This window comes from Pseudomonas sp. GL_090, from assembly GCF_057837765.1.
In genome coordinates this window covers 5,752,501-5,767,459 of the sequence record NZ_CM174452.1, presented here as the reverse complement: position 1 = coordinate 5,767,459, position 14,959 = coordinate 5,752,501, and the positions used below count along the sequence as shown (strand labels likewise).

General features: G+C 59.0%; 17 protein-coding genes. 8 read left to right on the top strand and 9 right to left on the bottom strand.

Annotation, left to right across the window (positions count from 1 at the left end; genetic code table 11):
* Nucleotides 1-111: 111 nt before the first annotated feature.
* From AC3ITA_RS26145 to AC3ITA_RS26130, 4 genes are all read left to right on the top strand, one after another.
* The gene (locus AC3ITA_RS26145) at nucleotides 112-705 is read left to right on the top strand and encodes an aminodeoxychorismate/anthranilate synthase component II (protein ID WP_007980194.1); all 594 of its coding nucleotides are present in this window, start codon (nucleotides 112-114) and stop codon (nucleotides 703-705) included.
* Nucleotides 706-714: 9 nt separating this feature from the next.
* The gene (gene trpD, locus AC3ITA_RS26140) at nucleotides 715-1,764 is read left to right on the top strand and encodes an anthranilate phosphoribosyltransferase (protein WP_095946114.1); all 1,050 of its coding nucleotides are present in this window, start codon (nucleotides 715-717) and stop codon (nucleotides 1,762-1,764) included.
* Nucleotides 1,761-2,597, top strand: coding sequence for an indole-3-glycerol phosphate synthase TrpC (gene trpC, locus AC3ITA_RS26135; protein WP_095946115.1), 837 nt, complete (start codon nucleotides 1,761-1,763; stop codon nucleotides 2,595-2,597). Before trpD ends, trpC begins: the two co-directional genes overlap by 4 nt.
* 143 nt (nucleotides 2,598-2,740) lie before the next feature.
* Nucleotides 2,741-3,442, top strand: coding sequence for a lipoate--protein ligase family protein (locus AC3ITA_RS26130; RefSeq protein ID WP_095946116.1), 702 nt, complete (start codon nucleotides 2,741-2,743; stop codon nucleotides 3,440-3,442).
* 10 nt (nucleotides 3,443-3,452) lie between these two features.
* On the opposite strand, the gene crp is transcribed toward AC3ITA_RS26130, so the two are convergent.
* Nucleotides 3,453-4,097 carry a cAMP-activated global transcriptional regulator CRP gene (crp, locus tag AC3ITA_RS26125; protein ID WP_008051651.1) on the bottom strand — a complete coding sequence of 215 codons (645 nt, stop codon included), beginning with the start codon at nucleotides 4,095-4,097 and terminating at the stop codon, nucleotides 3,453-3,455.
* Nucleotides 4,098-4,325: 228 nt separating this feature from the next.
* Here crp and AC3ITA_RS26120 point away from each other — a divergent pair, with 228 nt between their 5' ends.
* Both AC3ITA_RS26120 and speD read left to right on the top strand, forming a co-directional pair.
* Nucleotides 4,326-4,748, top strand: coding sequence for an OsmC family protein (locus AC3ITA_RS26120; protein WP_095946117.1), 423 nt, complete (start codon nucleotides 4,326-4,328; stop codon nucleotides 4,746-4,748).
* A gap of 239 nt (nucleotides 4,749-4,987) precedes the next feature.
* Nucleotides 4,988-5,779, top strand: a complete 792-nt coding sequence (gene speD / locus AC3ITA_RS26115) for an adenosylmethionine decarboxylase (protein ID WP_007986012.1) — start codon at nucleotides 4,988-4,990, stop codon at nucleotides 5,777-5,779.
* A gap of 185 nt (nucleotides 5,780-5,964) precedes the next feature.
* Here speD and coq7 read toward each other — a convergent pair whose 3' ends face one another.
* The 6 genes from coq7 to hemJ all read right to left on the bottom strand — a co-directional run bounded on the left by coq7 (nucleotide 5,965) and on the right by hemJ (nucleotide 10,519).
* On the bottom strand, nucleotides 5,965-6,612 hold the full coding sequence (gene coq7 / locus AC3ITA_RS26110; RefSeq protein ID WP_008051652.1) for a 2-polyprenyl-3-methyl-6-methoxy-1,4-benzoquinone monooxygenase: 648 nt from the start codon (nucleotides 6,610-6,612) through the stop codon (nucleotides 5,965-5,967).
* 149 nt (nucleotides 6,613-6,761) lie between these two features.
* The gene (locus AC3ITA_RS26105; RefSeq protein WP_007986008.1) at nucleotides 6,762-7,100 is read right to left on the bottom strand and encodes a histidine triad nucleotide-binding protein; all 339 of its coding nucleotides are present in this window, start codon (nucleotides 7,098-7,100) and stop codon (nucleotides 6,762-6,764) included.
* 80 nt (nucleotides 7,101-7,180) lie between these two features.
* Complete coding sequence (locus tag AC3ITA_RS26100) at nucleotides 7,181-7,969, bottom strand: SDR family NAD(P)-dependent oxidoreductase (protein WP_032829767.1); 789 nt, start codon at nucleotides 7,967-7,969, stop codon at nucleotides 7,181-7,183.
* Between the two features lie 61 nt (nucleotides 7,970-8,030).
* On the bottom strand, nucleotides 8,031-8,996 hold the full coding sequence (locus tag AC3ITA_RS26095) for a DUF805 domain-containing protein (RefSeq protein WP_414929594.1): 966 nt from the start codon (nucleotides 8,994-8,996) through the stop codon (nucleotides 8,031-8,033).
* Between the two features lie 92 nt (nucleotides 8,997-9,088).
* Entirely contained in the window at nucleotides 9,089-10,057 is a 969-nt protein-coding gene (locus tag AC3ITA_RS26090) for an NAD(P)H-dependent flavin oxidoreductase (protein ID WP_489278754.1), read from the bottom strand.
* A 33-nt stretch (nucleotides 10,058-10,090) separates the two neighbouring features.
* Entirely contained in the window at nucleotides 10,091-10,519 is a 429-nt protein-coding gene (gene hemJ, locus AC3ITA_RS26085; protein ID WP_095946120.1) for a protoporphyrinogen oxidase HemJ, read from the bottom strand.
* Nucleotides 10,520-10,654: 135 nt separating this feature from the next.
* Here hemJ and argC point away from each other — a divergent pair, with 135 nt between their 5' ends.
* Both argC and erpA read left to right on the top strand, forming a co-directional pair.
* The gene (argC, locus tag AC3ITA_RS26080; RefSeq protein WP_489278752.1) at nucleotides 10,655-11,689 is read left to right on the top strand and encodes an N-acetyl-gamma-glutamyl-phosphate reductase; all 1,035 of its coding nucleotides are present in this window, start codon (nucleotides 10,655-10,657) and stop codon (nucleotides 11,687-11,689) included.
* A 166-nt stretch (nucleotides 11,690-11,855) separates the two neighbouring features.
* The gene (gene erpA, locus AC3ITA_RS26075; RefSeq protein WP_007906865.1) at nucleotides 11,856-12,206 is read left to right on the top strand and encodes an iron-sulfur cluster insertion protein ErpA; all 351 of its coding nucleotides are present in this window, start codon (nucleotides 11,856-11,858) and stop codon (nucleotides 12,204-12,206) included.
* Between the two features lie 68 nt (nucleotides 12,207-12,274).
* Here the strand turns inward: erpA and AC3ITA_RS26070 are convergent, their stop codons facing one another.
* A complete protein-coding gene (locus AC3ITA_RS26070; protein ID WP_095946121.1) occupies nucleotides 12,275-13,366 on the bottom strand; it encodes an anhydro-N-acetylmuramic acid kinase in 1,092 nt (363 codons plus the stop codon).
* Between the two features lie 3 nt (nucleotides 13,367-13,369).
* Nucleotides 13,370-14,800, bottom strand: coding sequence for a peptidoglycan DD-metalloendopeptidase family protein (locus tag AC3ITA_RS26065; RefSeq protein ID WP_095946122.1), 1,431 nt, complete (start codon nucleotides 14,798-14,800; stop codon nucleotides 13,370-13,372).
* Nucleotides 14,801-14,959 lie beyond the last annotated feature (159 nt).

Genomic DNA, 14,959 nt, shown 5'->3' with positions numbered 1-14,959 from the left:
AAATGCCGCTTTGCTGGCGCTACACCGGCACCTGACAAAGCGCAGCGCCCTGCGGGTCAATCATTCGAAGGCCATCTTCAAAGTCAGTGAATTCAAGAGGTTCTATACGCCATGTTGCTGATGATCGATAACTACGACTCCTTTACCTACAACGTTGTGCAGTACCTGGGCGAGCTCGGCTCCCAGGTCAAAGTCGTGCGCAACGATGAATTGACCATCGCTGAAATCGAAGCCCTCAACCCTGAGCGCATCGTTGTGTCCCCCGGTCCTTGCACCCCGACCGAAGCCGGCATTTCGATTGAAGCGATCAAGCATTTCGCCGGCAAACTGCCGATTCTTGGCGTCTGCCTCGGCCATCAGTCCATCGGCCAGGCCTTTGGCGGTGATGTGGTGCGCGCCCGTCAAGTGATGCACGGTAAGACTAGCCCGGTATTCCACGAGGACAAGGGGGTATTCGCAGGCTTGAATCGTCCGCTGACGGTGACCCGCTATCATTCATTGATCGTCAAGCGCGAAACCTTGCCAGATTGCCTGGAACTGACCGCCTGGACCCAGCTCGAAGACGGCTCGGTCGACGAGATCATGGGCCTGCGTCACAAGACTCTGAACATCGAAGGCGTGCAGTTCCACCCTGAGTCGATCCTCACCGAACAGGGCCACGAACTGTTCGCCAACTTCCTCAAACAAACCGGCGGCACGCGCTAAGGACTTTTCATGAACATCAAGACAGCCCTGAGCCGTATCGTCGAGCACCTCGACCTCAGCACCGATGAAATGCGCGATGTCATGCGCGAAATCATGACCGGGCAATGCTCGGACGCGCAGATAGGCGCGTTCATGATGGCCATGCGCATGAAGAGCGAAAGCATCGACGAAATCGTCGGCGCAGTGTCGGTGATGCGCGAGCTGGCGGACAAAGTCGAGCTCAAGACCCTCGACGGAGTGGTCGATGTGGTGGGCACCGGAGGCGACGGTGCCAATATCTTCAACGTGTCGACCGCTGCTGCGTTCGTGGTTGCCGCTGCTGGCTGCACCGTGGCCAAGCACGGCAATCGTGCAGTCTCGGGCAAGAGCGGCAGCGCCGACCTGCTGGAGGCGGCCGGTATCTACCTGAACCTGACGCCGGTGCAGGTGGCGCGCTGCATTGACAACGTTGGTATTGGTTTCATGTTTGCCCAGACCCATCACTCTGCGATGAAATACGCCGCCGGTCCGCGCCGGGATCTGGGCTTGCGTACCTTGTTCAACATGCTCGGCCCGCTTACGAATCCGGCCGGTGTGAAGCATCAGGTGGTAGGCGTGTTCACCCAGGCCTTGTGCCGGCCGCTGGCGGAAGTCTTGCAGCGTATGGGCAGCAAGCATGTATTGGTGGTGCATTCGAAGGATGGCCTGGATGAATTCAGCCTGGCCGCGCCGACGTTTGTCGCTGAGCTGAAGGATGGCCAGGTCACCGAGTATTGGGTCGAGCCGGAAGACCTGGGCATGAAGAGCCAAAGCCTGCATGGCCTGGCGGTGGATAGCCCGGCGGCTTCTCTTGAACTGATTCGCGATGCCCTGGGCAAGCGCAAGACCGAGAACGGTCAGAAAGCGGCCGAGATGATCATGCTCAATGCCGGTGCCGCACTCTACGCGGCCGACCATGCCAGCAGCCTGAAAGAAGGCGTTGCCTTGGCGCACGATGCGCTGCACACCGGCCTCGCTCGAGAAAAGCTCGAGGAACTGGGTGCATTTACCGCGGTATTCAAAGTGGAGAATGAGGGATGAGTGTACCGACGGTTCTGGAAAAGATTCTGGCGCGCAAGGTCGAAGAAGTCGCCGAGCGTAGCGCTCGCGTAAGCCTCGCCGAGCTGGAAAACCTGGCCAAGGCGGCCGATGCACCCCGTGGTTTTGCCAAGGCCTTGCTGGCTCAGGCCAAGCTGAAGCAACCGGCCGTCATTGCCGAAATCAAGAAAGCCTCGCCTAGCAAAGGCGTGATCCGCGAGAACTTCGTTCCCGCCGACATCGCCAGGAGCTACGAGAAGGGCGGCGCGACCTGCCTGTCAGTACTCACCGATATCGATTATTTCCAGGGCGCTGACGCCTACCTGCAGCAGGCCCGCGCGGCTTGCCAGCTGCCGGTGATCCGCAAGGACTTCATGATTGATCCATACCAGATCGTCGAAGCCCGTGCCTTGGGTGCCGACTGCGTGCTGTTGATCGTTTCCGCGCTGGATGACGTGAAAATGGCCGAACTGGCAGCCGTGGCCAAAAGCGTCAACCTCGATGTGTTGGTGGAAGTCCACGACGGCGACGAACTGGAGCGGGCGTTGAAAACCCTCGACACTCCGCTGGTCGGCATCAACAACCGCAACCTGCACACCTTCGACGTCAGCCTGGAAACCACCCTCGACCTGTTGCCGCGTATTCCGCGCGATCGACTGGTCATCACCGAGAGCGGCATTCTCAACCGCGCCGATGTCGAACTGATGGAAATCAGCGACGTCTACGCGTTCCTGGTCGGCGAGGCGTTCATGCGCGCCGAAAGCCCGGGTGCCGAGTTGCAGCGTCTGTTCTTCCCTGAGCGCGGCATTCCCGTCAGCGGCTCGACCCTCGACTAAAAAGCATCGCGAGCAAGCTCGCTCCCACAGGGGTTGATGGCGGCCACAAAATCCATGGGCTGCCGGGATCAAATGTGTGAGCGAGATTGCTCGCGATAGCGGCATAAGAAGCACCACAGACTTTATGTCCTACGGAATACCTTATGACCTTACCTATTTCCCTGACCATCGAAGCCGGCCTGCAAGCTGAACAGGATTTGCTAGCGTCGGTCTGTGCCGGCGACGCGGAGTCCGGCCTGCTGTTCTGGCAGCCGAGCGATCGGGCGCTGGTCATGCCACGCCGTTTGAACCGCTTGCCCGGTTTTGAAGCCGCCAGCGAAGTGTCAGCGGCGGCGGGTTGGCCAGTGCTGTTGCGTGAAACCGGTGGCGAGCCGGTGCCGCAATCGGCCTCAACGATCAATATCGCATTGGTATATGCGCCACCACGCAGCGAAGGGGATCTGAATCGCATCGAGACCGGTTACCGGCGTCTATGCGATCCAATCTGTCAGTTGCTGGATGAGTTGGGTGGTACGTCGTCCCTGGGTGAAATCGAAGGCGCTTTCTGTGACGGTCGCTTCAACGTCAACCTCGATGGACGCAAGATGGTCGGTACCGCCCAGCGCTGGCGCCAAAGCCAGGGGGGGCAGCGTGCGGTAGGACTGGTGCACGGGGCGATGCTGATCGATAACGAGAGAGAGTCGATGGTCGCCGCGGTCAATCGTTTCAACGAGGCCTGCAGTCTGGAACAACGTGTACGCGCCGAAAGCCACATCGCGTTGCATGAGAAGTTCGCGGCGCACGATGCCCTGGCGCGCCTCGACGAACTCTACCGGTTGATGCTGGTGCAGATGTTCAGCGGCTAGGTTTTCGAGCTTATCGCGTACCGAAGACCACCATGGTCTTGCCTTTGACGTCCACCAGGTTGCGCTCTTCCAGATCCTTGAGCACGCGACCGACCATCTCCCGCGAACAACCGACAATTCGCCCGATTTCCTGACGGGTCACCTTGATTTGCATGCCGTCGGGGTGCGTCATGGCGTCTGGCTGTTTGCACAGCTCCAGCAGACAGCGGGCGACTCGACCGGTCACGTCAAAGAAGGCCAGGTCACCGACCTTGCGCGTGGTGTTACGCAGGCGCTGTGCGATTTGTCCGCTGAGGACGTAAAGAATGTCCGGATCCTGCAGGGACAATTCGCGGAATTTCGCGTAGCTGATTTCCGCGACTTCGCATTCAACCTTGGCCCGCACCCAGGCGCTGCGCTCCTGCTCCAGGCCGGCTTGCTCAAACAGGCCCAGCTCGCCGAAAAAGTCCCCGGCGTTCAGGTAGGAAATGATCATTTCCCGGCCATCGTCATCTTCGATCAGGATGGTGACGGAGCCTTTGATGATGAAGAACAGCGTTTCCGAGCGGTCGCCGGCACAAATGATGTTGCTCTTGGCCTGATAACGGCGGCGCTGGCAATGCATCAACAGCTTGTCGAGGTTCTTGATCTTGGAGTTGGGGGCAATAGCAACCATGGTTGTATCCCGAAAAAACTGCACGGTATGTTTGGTTTTTATAAATAGTGAACGCTGGAGTAAAGCTGGCTATGCGCCATAGAATTGGCGTCAGCTTAACAGACACGTCCTGCAATATTCGAGCATTTACCTACAAGGCAGTTGGATATGTCCCAGGACGCCGGGCGCTGTCAATCACGGGGCCTGTGCTAAGCTGGCGACCCTTTTTTATACAGTGGAGTCTTGGCGATGAAGGCACGCATCCAATGGGCTGGCGAAGCCATGTTCCTCGGCGAATCCGGTAGCGGTCATGTCGTGGTCATGGACGGTCCGCCCGATGCTGGCGGACGCAACCTGGGTGTCCGGCCGATGGAAATGCTGCTGCTGGGTGTCGGCGGTTGCAGCAATTTCGATGTGGTCAGCATTCTCAAGAAATCCCGCCAGGCGGTCGAAAGCTGTGAAGCCTTCCTCGAAGCCGAGCGTGCGACCGAAGATCCAAAGGTGTTCACCAGGATCCACATGCACTTTGTGGTCAAGGGCCGCGGCCTGAAAGAAGCACAGGTCAAACGCGCCATCGAGCTGTCTGCCGAGAAGTATTGCTCGGCCTCGATCATGCTCGGCGCGGCCGGCGTGGCAATTACCCACGACTACAAGATCATCGAGCTCGGTTGAATCGACATTCAACTATCATAAAAGCAGTGCAGACTCTGGCGAACACAAGCTGACGTCTGCATAATGCGCCACTTTTTTCAGGGTAGTGGCCCGTCAGCCGACAGGCCTCGCATCCGAACAGACAACCAAAATCGCCATCGCGAAGAGGTGTTAACCGTCCTACGCAGGTGCGTTGTTCGCATCTGACGGGCATGCTTGATCACGCGGCCGGGCCGCAAACACATAGAGAGTTTTTAACGGTGAAAAGCAAACTCAAGCTCCACGGGTTCAATAACCTGACAAAGACCTTGAGCTTCAACATCTATGACATCTGCTACGCGGAAACCCCGCAAGACCAGCAGGCTTACGTCGAGTACATCAATAAAGAGTACAACGCGAAACGCCTGACGCAGATCCTCACGGAAGTTGTCGATATCATTGGTGCCAACATCCTGAACATTGCCAGTCAGGACTATGAGCCGCAGGGCGCCAGCGTCACGATCCTGATCTCGGAAGAGCCGGTAACCCCGACCGACAGTCAGATCGAAGAGTCTCCGGGCCCACTGCCCGAAATCATTCTGGCCCACCTCGACAAGAGCCACATCACGGTGCACACCTACCCGGAAATCCATCCGGTCAGCGGTATTGCAACCTTCCGTGTGGACATCGACGTGTCGACTTGCGGGGTCATTTCACCGCTTAAAGCACTCAATTTCCTGATTCACCAGTTCGATTCGGACATCGTGACCGTGGATTACCGTGTGCGCGGCTTCACCCGTGACGTTGAAGGCAAAAAGCACTTCATCGACCACGAGATCAATTCGATCCAGAACTACCTCTCCGACGACACTTACGACGCGTACCAGATGACCGACGTGAACGTGTACCAGGAAAACCTGTTCCACACCAAGATGCTGCTGAAGAACTTCGAACTGGACAATTACCTGTTCGGCGACGCCACCAGCAATCTGTCCTCTGAGCAACGCGCCCAGGTGACCGAGCGGGTGAAACACGAAATGCTCGAAATCTTCTACGCGCGCAACATGGCGTAAGATTCTCAGGCACAAAAAAGGCGACTCCCTCACGGCAGTCGCCTTTTTTTATTCTGGTTCTTGTAGGAGCGAGCTTGCTCGCGATGGACCTGAGGGCGACACGTTTGTCCAGAAAACACGCGTTATCGTTGACGTCCTTCGTCGGAACGCCGCCCGGAGCAAGCTCGCTCCTACAAAAAACGGAGTCAGATCCGATAAGTACTCTTGGTCATTACCTTGGCCATCAGGCTCATCCCGAACTTCACCGGTGCCGGAAAGCGGAACCCGCCGGCATCCAGTGCACTTTCGGCATGCTGTTCTTCATCGATGCGCATCTGCTCAAGAATCGCCCGGGATTTTTCGTCCTCGGCCGGCAATTGCTCCAGATGTTCGTTCAGGTGTTTGCACACCTGGTCTTCCGTTGCCGCCACGAACCCCAGGCTGACTTTGTCGCTGATCAGGCCGGCCACTGCACCAATCCCGAACGACATGCCATAGAACAGCGGGTTGAGGATGCTGGTATGGCTACCCAGTTGATGGATGCGTTGTTCGCACCAGACCAGGTGATCGATTTCTTCTTCGGCGGCATGCTCCATCGCAGCACGCACTTGCGGCAGCTTGGCGGTCAGCGCCTGTCCCTGGTACAACGCCTGGGCGCAGACTTCGCCGGTATGGTTGATGCGCATCAGGCCGGCAACGTGGCGCGTGTCTTCGTCGCTCATTTTTGCATCCGGCTGCACGATGGCGGGCGACGGGCGGTACGGCTGGCCGCTGAAGGGCAGCAGGGTGCGCATCGCGGCATCGGCTTGCAGCAGCAGGCGGTCAATCGGCGAGTAGTGACGTTGGGTAGTCATGCTGACCTCCGGGGGGAATTTCGGCGGCCAGTTTAACCCAATCGGCCGGGGAAGGTTTGCGCTGGGTCATTGTGATGCAGAGGCTGTGACAGTGTTGTGATGCCAATTGTGGAGGCGGCTGTGAGCCGCTTCCACAGGGTTTGGCGCAATCAGCCCGGCGGCCAGTGCATCTGGCGCTGACCCAGCACGTGCATATGAATGTGGTAGACGGTTTGCCCGCCTTCTTCATTGCAGTTCATGACGACGCGGAAACCTTTTTCGCAGCCCAGTTCCAGTGCCAGGCGCTGGGCGGTGAACAGAATGTGTCCGGCCAGTGCCTTGTCGTCCTCGGTGAGGTCGTTGAGGGTGCGCACCGGCTTCTTCGGAACGACCAGAAAATGCACCGGTGCCTGCGGGGCGATATCGTGGAAGGCCAGTACCTGGTCGTCCTCGTAAATGATCTTCGCCGGGATTTCCCGGTTGATGATCTTGGTGAACAGAGTATCCACAGCTGTTTTCTCCGTTGTTTGGGCTGGCCTGAGTGTACTCATGGCGTATGCCAGCGCCCAGCCTTTTACCTTGGGTTGGATCAGCGCGGGCAGTAGGCCTTGTTGACCATGCCGGCGATTGTGCGAGTCAGCCAGCGCGAGCCGAGCCGCGGCAGGAAGGCGAACCAGCGGTTGCGCCGCCCGGGAATGATGATCGCTTTATTCTTTTCCAGTGCGCGCACGGTGTAGAGCGCCACTTCCTCGGGGCTCATCAGCAGTTTGCTGTTGGTCAGTTTTTCACTGTCGAGTTGCGCGGTACGGAAAAACGCCGTTCGAGTCGGTCCGGGGCAGAGCACCGAAACCTTGATCGCACACTTTTTCAGCTCGACGCGCAATCCTTCGGAAAAGTGCAGCACATACGCCTTGCTGGCGTAGTACGTGCTCATCCATGGCCCGGGTTGAAACGCCGCCACCGAGGCCACATTCAGAATTTGCCCGCCGCCTTGCAGGGCCATGCTGTTGCCGATGGCATGGCACAGGCGGGTGAGGGCGAGGATATTCACTTCGATCAGGTCTTGCTCGGTCATCCAGTCCTGGGCCAGAAACGGGCCGCATGTGCCGATACCGGCGCAGTTGACCAACAGATCGATCTGCCGGTCGCCTTCTTCCAGCTCCAGCAGGAACCCGGACAGGCGCAGCGGTTCGCCCAGGTCACAGGCACGGAACAGCACTTCCACGCCGAACCTTTGGGTCAGTTCAATCGCAATACTTTCCAGCTGATCACGTTGTCGGGCCACCAGAATCAGGCTGCGGCCGCGCCGGGCCAGCGCTTCGGCCATTGCCAGGCCGATACCGCTGGAGGCGCCGGTGATCAGAGCGTAACGGGTCATGCAGTTCTCCATCGCAACAGCTCCGCGCCGCGACGCAGGTGTCACGGGCCAGGAGCGCTGTTCATTCTTTCGCAGAGTCTACAGGGGGCTGGGCCTCTTCGGCTGCATCGTTGGTGGAATTTGGTACCGGTTCGACCTCGACGTCGATTTCATCGGTGGTGACCGAACTGCTTTCGTAGCTGCTCTGGGCGGCGTTTTCGTATCCTTCCCGTATCGCCGTGAGACCGCCGGCCAGCGAGCCGAACAGAACCAGCGCGATAACGATCAGCCACAGCGAAGACAATACCTTGACCGCGGTACTGTTCGGCGGAGGCGGCGGACCGTAGCGGTTGGCGGTGTCGTTGCCCGGCACGACCATGATCACGAGGGGAAAGAAACTGCCAACGAACGGCACCAGGTTCAGCAGCCACAACCAGCCGGACCAGCCGACATCGTGCAAGCGTTGAACAGTGATCTGGATGCTGACATAGATAAATCCGACGAAGAGGATCAAGGCCAGCAAGCTGGCCAATATCAGGCCGGCGGTCGAATCCGCGCCGATGAGAGCCAGGGCGACCAAGGCAAACACCCCGCAAACGGCCAGGAGCACAGTTGACAGCACCAGCGTCCAGGCGAGGTAACGCAAGCGGCCGATACGGCCATCGAAACTGAAGGGCTTGAGCGTGGCGAATTCCGCCACGGCCTCGCCGACCGGTGCGCGAGGCGGCGCGTAAGGGGACTGCGGATCTGCAAAAGACGCCTGGCTGCCGGCCGGAGCATGGTCATGCACGTCGGCGAGGTTCAGCTCGATCGGCGTTTCGGCTTCGATGCGGGCGTCGATACCGGTTTTGCTCAGCGCCTGGAGATAGGTCTGGGCATCGGCTTGCGACAGGTTGCGTTTGAGCGCTACCGGACGCCCGGCGAATAAACGCTCGATGGCTGCGACATCGCTTTTGAACAGCTCGGCGAGATTGAGCTTTGCCGTGGTGATGTCGACACCGGGTAGCAAGCCACCCTCGAATACGATCTTGAAATGATTTTCGCCCATTGCGAGGCATCCTTGTCGCGAGAGGTTGAAAGAAGAATGTAGTGCCCAGGTGAGTGTAAGACCAGCCGGGCAAGACTGGCCAAGATTTGCTGTCAGCGCGGCCAGCGTTTGGGCAACCGGGCGGCATGCTCCAGGGCTTGGCGGTACTCCGCGTCGAGGCGTGCAATCAACTGCTCGACACTCGGCAAGTCTTCGATTTCTCCCACGCCCTGGCCTGCAGACCAAACGGTCTTCCAGGCTTTGGCCTCATCGCTCACGGGTTTGAGCTTGGAACCGAAGTTGATCTCGCCCTTGCCTTGCAAGGCGGACAGGTCGAAACCGGCGGCCTCCAGGCTCTGGCGCATGAAACTCGCGGGGACACCTGACACCGCTGGAGTATGGATGATGTCTGCCGCTTTGGATGTCAGCAGCATTTCTTTGTAGGCGTCGGGCGCGTGACTTTCGGTCGTGCCGATAAATCGTGTACCGAAGTAGGCCAAATCCGCGCCGAGCAATTGAGCGGCAAGAATTTCGTGGCCGTGGTTCAGGCAGCCGGCCAGCAACAGGGTTTTGTCGAAGAACTGGCGGATTTCGGCAATCAGCGAGAACGGGCTCCAAGTCCCTGCGTGCCCACCGGCGCCGGCAGCCACGGCGATCAAGCCATCCACGCCGGCTTCGGCCGCTTTCTCGGCATGACGACGAGTTGTCACATCATGGAACACCAGGCCGCCGTAGCTGTGCACCGCGTCGACCAGTTCTTTCACGGCACCGAGGCTGGTGATCACGATCGGCACTTTGTGTTCGACGCAGATCTCAAGATCCGCCTGTAAACGTGGATTGCTGTTATGGACGATCAGGTTCACGGCATAAGGCGCGGGGTTTTCCATTGTCGCCAGTCCGGCTTCGATTTCTTCCAGCCAGGCCTTGAAACCGCTGCTTTCGCGCTGGTTCAGCGCCGGGAAGCTGCCGACCACGCCCTGGCGACAGCAGGCGAGTACCAATTGTGGATTGGAAATCAGGAACATCGGCGCCGCCACCACAGGCAGGCGCAAACGTTGTTCGAGCAGAGTGGGCAGCGACATTGGAAGTACCCCGGTGAGTGGTGCCTGTTGGATTTAGAACGGCCGAACGACGACCAGAATTACGATAGCCAGCAATATCAGAACCGGCACTTCATTGAACCAGCGATAAAAGACATGGCTGCGGGTGTTCTCGCCACGGGCAAAACGTTTTACCTGGGCGCCGCACATGTGGTGGTAGCCGATCAGCAGCACGACCAGGGTCAGTTTGGCGTGAATCCAGCCACCCTGGCTGAAGATGCCTGGATTGAGGTAGACGAGCCAGCCGCCGAAGATCAGCGTGGCGATCATCGCCGGGCCCATGATGCCCCGGTACAGCTTGCGCTCCATGACGCTGAAGCGTTCCTTGCTGATCGTGTCTTCACTTTGTGCGTGATAAACGAACAGTCGTGGCAGGTAGAACAGCCCGGCAAACCAGCACACGACGCTGACGATATGAAACGCTTTGAGCCACAGATAGAGCATTTTAGTCATTCCCCCAATTCACGGTAACCCGAATAGTAGAGGCTTGAGCGTCCGCACGTCACCTTGACGGTTGTCGCAGGGGCGCGCGGCCCCTATTATCGACGGCTTTCCAGTGGGTTCGTTGAGGGCAGGTTTATGGTCAAGGTCGGTATCGTCGGCGGCACGGGTTACACCGGTGTCGAACTGCTGCGTCTGTTGGCGCAACATCCGCAAGCTGAGGTGGTTGTCATCACTTCCCGATCCGAGGCCGGCCTGGCCGTAGCCGACATGTACCCGAACCTGCGAGGCCATTACGACGGCCTGGCGTTCAGTGTTCCGGACATCAAGACCCTGGGTGCCTGCGATGTGGTGTTCTTCGCCACACCGCACGGTGTTGCCCATGCCTTGGCTGGCGAGTTGCTGGCGGCCGGGACCAAGGTCATCGACCTGTCGGCCGACTTCCGTCTGCAAGACGCGGATGAATGGGCCAAGTGGTATGGCCAGCCGCACGGTGCACCGGAGTTGCTGGACGAGGCGGTCTATGGCTTGCCGGAAGTCAATCGCGAACAGATCAAGAAAGCGCGCCTGATTGCCGTGCCGGGCTGCTACCCGACTGCAACGCAATTGGGTTTCCTGCCATTGCTCGAAGCAGACCTGGCCGATGCTGCGCATCTGATTGCTGACTGCAAGTCCGGCGTCAGCGGTGCCGGTCGAGGTGCTTCCGTAGGCTCGCTGTACTCCGAGACGTCGGAAAGCATGAAGGCCTATGCGGTGAAAGGTCACCGTCACCTGCCGGAGATTCGCCAGGGGCTGCGTCGTGCAGCAGGCAAGGACGTCGGCCTGACCTTCGTTCCGCACCTGACGCCGATGATTCGTGGCATTCACTCCACGCTCTACGCAACCGTTGTTGATCGCTCGGTGGATCTGCAGGCGTTGTTTGAAAAGCGTTACGCCAACGAGCCGTTCGTCGATGTGATGCCGGCCGGCAGCCATCCGGAGACTCGGAGTGTACGGGGCGCCAACGTCTGCCGTATTGCCGTGCATCGCCCTCAGGATGGCGATCTGGTGGTTGTACTGTCGGTGATCGACAACCTGGTCAAAGGCGCTTCGGGTCAGGCGGTACAGAACATGAACATTCTGTTCGGGCTGGATGAGCGTCTGGGCCTGTCCCACGCCGGCATGCTGCCGTAAGCGTTATCGCGCACAGCAAAAGGCCCGTCTGACGGGCCTTTTTGCATTCCGGGCCGGCGATTGGATTGGTTGATATACCATAACAATAGTTGACCGCTTTTCTAGGAGAAGCGGATAATGCGCGTCATCACGCAATATGACGGCGTAACGCCGGGAGATAGTCAGCATGAGCGTCGAATCCTTCACCCCCACGGCTTTGCAATTCACTCACGGTGCCGCGCACAAGGTGAAGAGCCTGGTCGATGAAGAGGGGAATGATCGCTTGAAGCTGCGCGTATTCGTTACGGGCGGCGGTTGTTCAGGTTTTCAGTACGGCTTCACCTTCGATGAAGAAGTGGCCGATGACGACACCATCGTCGAGCGCGAAGGGGTGAGTCTGGTTGTCGATCCGATGAGCTTCCAGTACCTGGCAGGTGCCGAGGTGGACTACCAGGAAGGTCTGGAAGGTTCGCGTTTCGTCATCAAGAACCCTAATGCGACCACTACCTGTGGCTGCGGTTCTTCGTTCTCGATCTGATCAGCACACCTGTTTCACAGAACGCCGCACGGCCTCAAGGCCTTGCGGCGTTTTACTGTGTACAGGATTTATGCGGGGTAGATAGCGCCGAGTACACGCAAGCCGCGGGCACCGGTAACGCTCGGACGGTTGGCTGCGATGCCTTCGAGACAGCAATGAGCCAGCCACGCGAAGGCCATGGCTTCGACCCAGTCGGGGTCCACGCCGTAAGTGGCGGTACTGCTGACGCTGGCGTTTGGCAGCAGGCTGGCCAGGCGGTTCATCAAGGCAGTGTTGTGGGCGCCACCGCCGCAGACCAGCAGTTCCTGCGTGTCTGCCTGGGCGCTTTGCAGTGATTCGATGATGGTCAGCGCGGTCAGCTCAAGCAGCGTCGCTTGAACATCCTTGGCGGCGAAGGCTGGCAGTTGTGCCAGATGCCGTGTCAGCCATGGCAGGTTGAACACTTCCCGGCCGGTACTCTTCGGGCCTTTGGTCACAAAGAACGGATCACTGAGCAGGGCATTCAACAGCACCGGTTCTACCTTGCCGCTGGCAGCCCATTGGCCGTCACGGTCAAAGTGGTCGCCGCGTTGCTGGTGAATCCAGGCGTCCAGCAGCACATTGCCCGGGCCACAGTCGAAACCGGCGACCGGCTTGCCGGGCTCGATAAGGCTGAGGTTGCTGAAACCGCCAACGTTCAGCACTGCGCGATTACCGGCCCGCTCTTCAAACAAGGCTTCGTGAAAGGCGGGAACCAGTGGTGCGCCCTGTCCGCCGGCAGCGACGTCGCGGCTGCGGAAGTCGCTGACCACGGTGATGCCTGTCAGCTCCGTCAGTAGGGCCGGGTTGCCGATCTGCACTGTGAAACCGCGTGCCGGTTCGTGGCGGATGGTCTGGCCATGGCTGCCAATCGCACGAATGTCGTCAGGCTTCAGTTGCTGTTGAGCGAGTAGGGCATGAATCCCTTGGGCTGCCAGTTTCACCCAGTTCTGCTGGGCAATGGCGGAGCGGGCGATTTCGTCCGGACCGCTGGCGCACAAGCCAAGCAGCTCGGCGCGCAGGGAGTCGGGCATCGGGATGTAGTGGGAGGCGATCAGTCTGATCGCCGGGGCTTGCTCGATCAGTGCGATATCCAGGCCATCCAGGCTGGTTCCGGACATCACACCTATATAGAGCGCCATGACTTAGCGCTTGGCCGAAGCTAGCTGGGTGGACTTTTCCTGATCCATGCGCGCCATCAGCGGTTGGCTCTGCGCGAGGAAGCGCGCGCGTTCTGCTTTGGAGATCGGATCGGCCATCGCTACTTTCTGGCCCAGCGGATCAACGTGCACGCCATTGACCTGGAATTCATAGTGCAAGTGCGGGCCGGTGGAGAGACCGGTGGTGCCGATATAGCCAATCACCTGGCCCTGTTTCACTGTGCCGCCAGTCTTCACGCCCTTGGCGAAGCCTTGCATGTGGCCGTAGAGCGTAGTGTAGGTGTTGCCGTGCTGGAGGATTACGGTATTGCCGTAGCCTCCACGGCGGCCGGCCAGCAAGACCTTGCCATCGCCGGCAGCCTTGATCGGCGTGCCGCGCGGCGCTGCGTAGTCGACGCCTTTATGGGCGCGGATCTTGTTCAGGATCGGGTGTTTGCGGCCCATGGAAAATTTCGAGCTGATGCGGGCGAAGTCCACCGGTGTGCGGATGAACGCCTTGCGCATGCTGTTGCCGTCAGCGGTGTAATAGCTGCTGTTGCCTTGTTTGTTGGTGTAGCGCACGGCGGTGTAGGTCTTGCCGCGGTTGGTGAAGCGCGCCGACAGGATCGGGCCAGTGCCGACGGCCTTGCCGTTGACCACCTTTTGCTCGTAGATCACGTCGAACTCGTCGCCCTGGCGAATATCCTGGGCGAAGTCCACGTCGTAGCCAAACACACTGGCCATGTCCATGGTCAGGCTGTGAGACAGGCCGGCCCGGGCTGCGGACTGCGACAGCGAGCTGTTGATCACGCCGTGTACATAGGCGGAGCGCACGGTCGGTTTCGCGGTAGTGCGGGTGAAGGTGTAGCCCTTGTCATTCTTGGTGAGGCTGATGCTTTCGAGGTCGTTGAGCTTGCTGTGCAGGTTGGTCAACTGACCGTCAGGACTCAGTTCGAATTCGAGTTTTTGCCCGTGCTTGAGCTGGCTGAACTGCTTGGCCTGCCTGTCGCTGGCCAGCACGTCATGCACTGAGGTGGCCGGGAGGCCGACCTTCTCGAACAGTGTCGAGAGGGTGTCACCCTTGGTGACGATCACTTCCCTGTGGCTTGCCGGCTTCTTTTCTTCGACGACCGGCGCAGGTGCTGGTACAGGTTCGGCCTGAGCGGTTTCCTGAGTGTCTTCGGCGCTGTTGTCGATCTGCGCGAAGGGGGAGGTTGCTGGTTCATTTGTGGCTTGAACGGCGTCAGCAGCGTCTTGATCTTGTGTCAGTTGTTCAGCAGGGCTTTCCAGTTCAAGACTCAGGGTTGTCTTTTTGGCTTCGACATCGCTGGAAGGGAATACCAGGAGCGCCAGACTGAGAAGGGCGGCGATGCCACTTGCGGCAAGCAAGTGGGTCTTCGGGTAAAGCGGCGGCGCTTTAGACGATTCTGTGGTCATAAGTGGTTTTGACTTTGAAAAAGATGAATTGGAAAAGATGAATGACATGATGAAGATGAAATAACTGTATAAAATATAACCAAATCATCTCTGAAGCAAGTCCGCAGGCGCTCTGTCTGTGGATTGGCGTCCGTGCGCCGGGCAAACCTTGTATTTGAC

Bases quoted from the DNA above. Each gene is read 5' to 3' on its own strand.
- AC3ITA_RS26145 (WP_007980194.1), top strand. From the start codon at position 112: ATGTTGCTGATGATCGATAACTACGACTCCTTTACCTACAACGTTGTG.
- trpD (WP_095946114.1), top strand. From the start codon at position 715: ATGAACATCAAGACAGCCCTGAGCCGTATCGTCGAGCACCTCGACCTC.
- trpC (WP_095946115.1), top strand. From the start codon at position 1,761: ATGAGTGTACCGACGGTTCTGGAAAAGATTCTGGCGCGCAAGGTCGAA.
- AC3ITA_RS26130 (WP_095946116.1), top strand. From the start codon at position 2,741: ATGACCTTACCTATTTCCCTGACCATCGAAGCCGGCCTGCAAGCTGAA.
- crp (WP_008051651.1), bottom strand. From the start codon at position 4,097: ATGGTTGCTATTGCCCCCAACTCCAAGATCAAGAACCTCGACAAGCTG.
- AC3ITA_RS26120 (WP_095946117.1), top strand. From the start codon at position 4,326: ATGAAGGCACGCATCCAATGGGCTGGCGAAGCCATGTTCCTCGGCGAA.
- coq7 (WP_008051652.1), bottom strand. From the start codon at position 6,612: ATGACTACCCAACGTCACTACTCGCCGATTGACCGCCTGCTGCTGCAA.
- AC3ITA_RS26100 (WP_032829767.1), bottom strand. From the start codon at position 7,969: ATGACCCGTTACGCTCTGATCACCGGCGCCTCCAGCGGTATCGGCCTG.
- AC3ITA_RS26095 (WP_414929594.1), bottom strand. From the start codon at position 8,996: ATGGGCGAAAATCATTTCAAGATCGTATTCGAGGGTGGCTTGCTACCC.
- AC3ITA_RS26090 (WP_489278754.1), bottom strand. From the start codon at position 10,057: ATGTCGCTGCCCACTCTGCTCGAACAACGTTTGCGCCTGCCTGTGGTG.
- hemJ (WP_095946120.1), bottom strand. From the start codon at position 10,519: ATGCTCTATCTGTGGCTCAAAGCGTTTCATATCGTCAGCGTCGTGTGC.
- argC (WP_489278752.1), top strand. From the start codon at position 10,655: ATGGTCAAGGTCGGTATCGTCGGCGGCACGGGTTACACCGGTGTCGAA.
- erpA (WP_007906865.1), top strand. From the start codon at position 11,856: ATGAGCGTCGAATCCTTCACCCCCACGGCTTTGCAATTCACTCACGGT.
- AC3ITA_RS26070 (WP_095946121.1), bottom strand. From the start codon at position 13,366: ATGGCGCTCTATATAGGTGTGATGTCCGGAACCAGCCTGGATGGCCTG.
- AC3ITA_RS26065 (WP_095946122.1), bottom strand. From the start codon at position 14,800: ATGACCACAGAATCGTCTAAAGCGCCGCCGCTTTACCCGAAGACCCAC.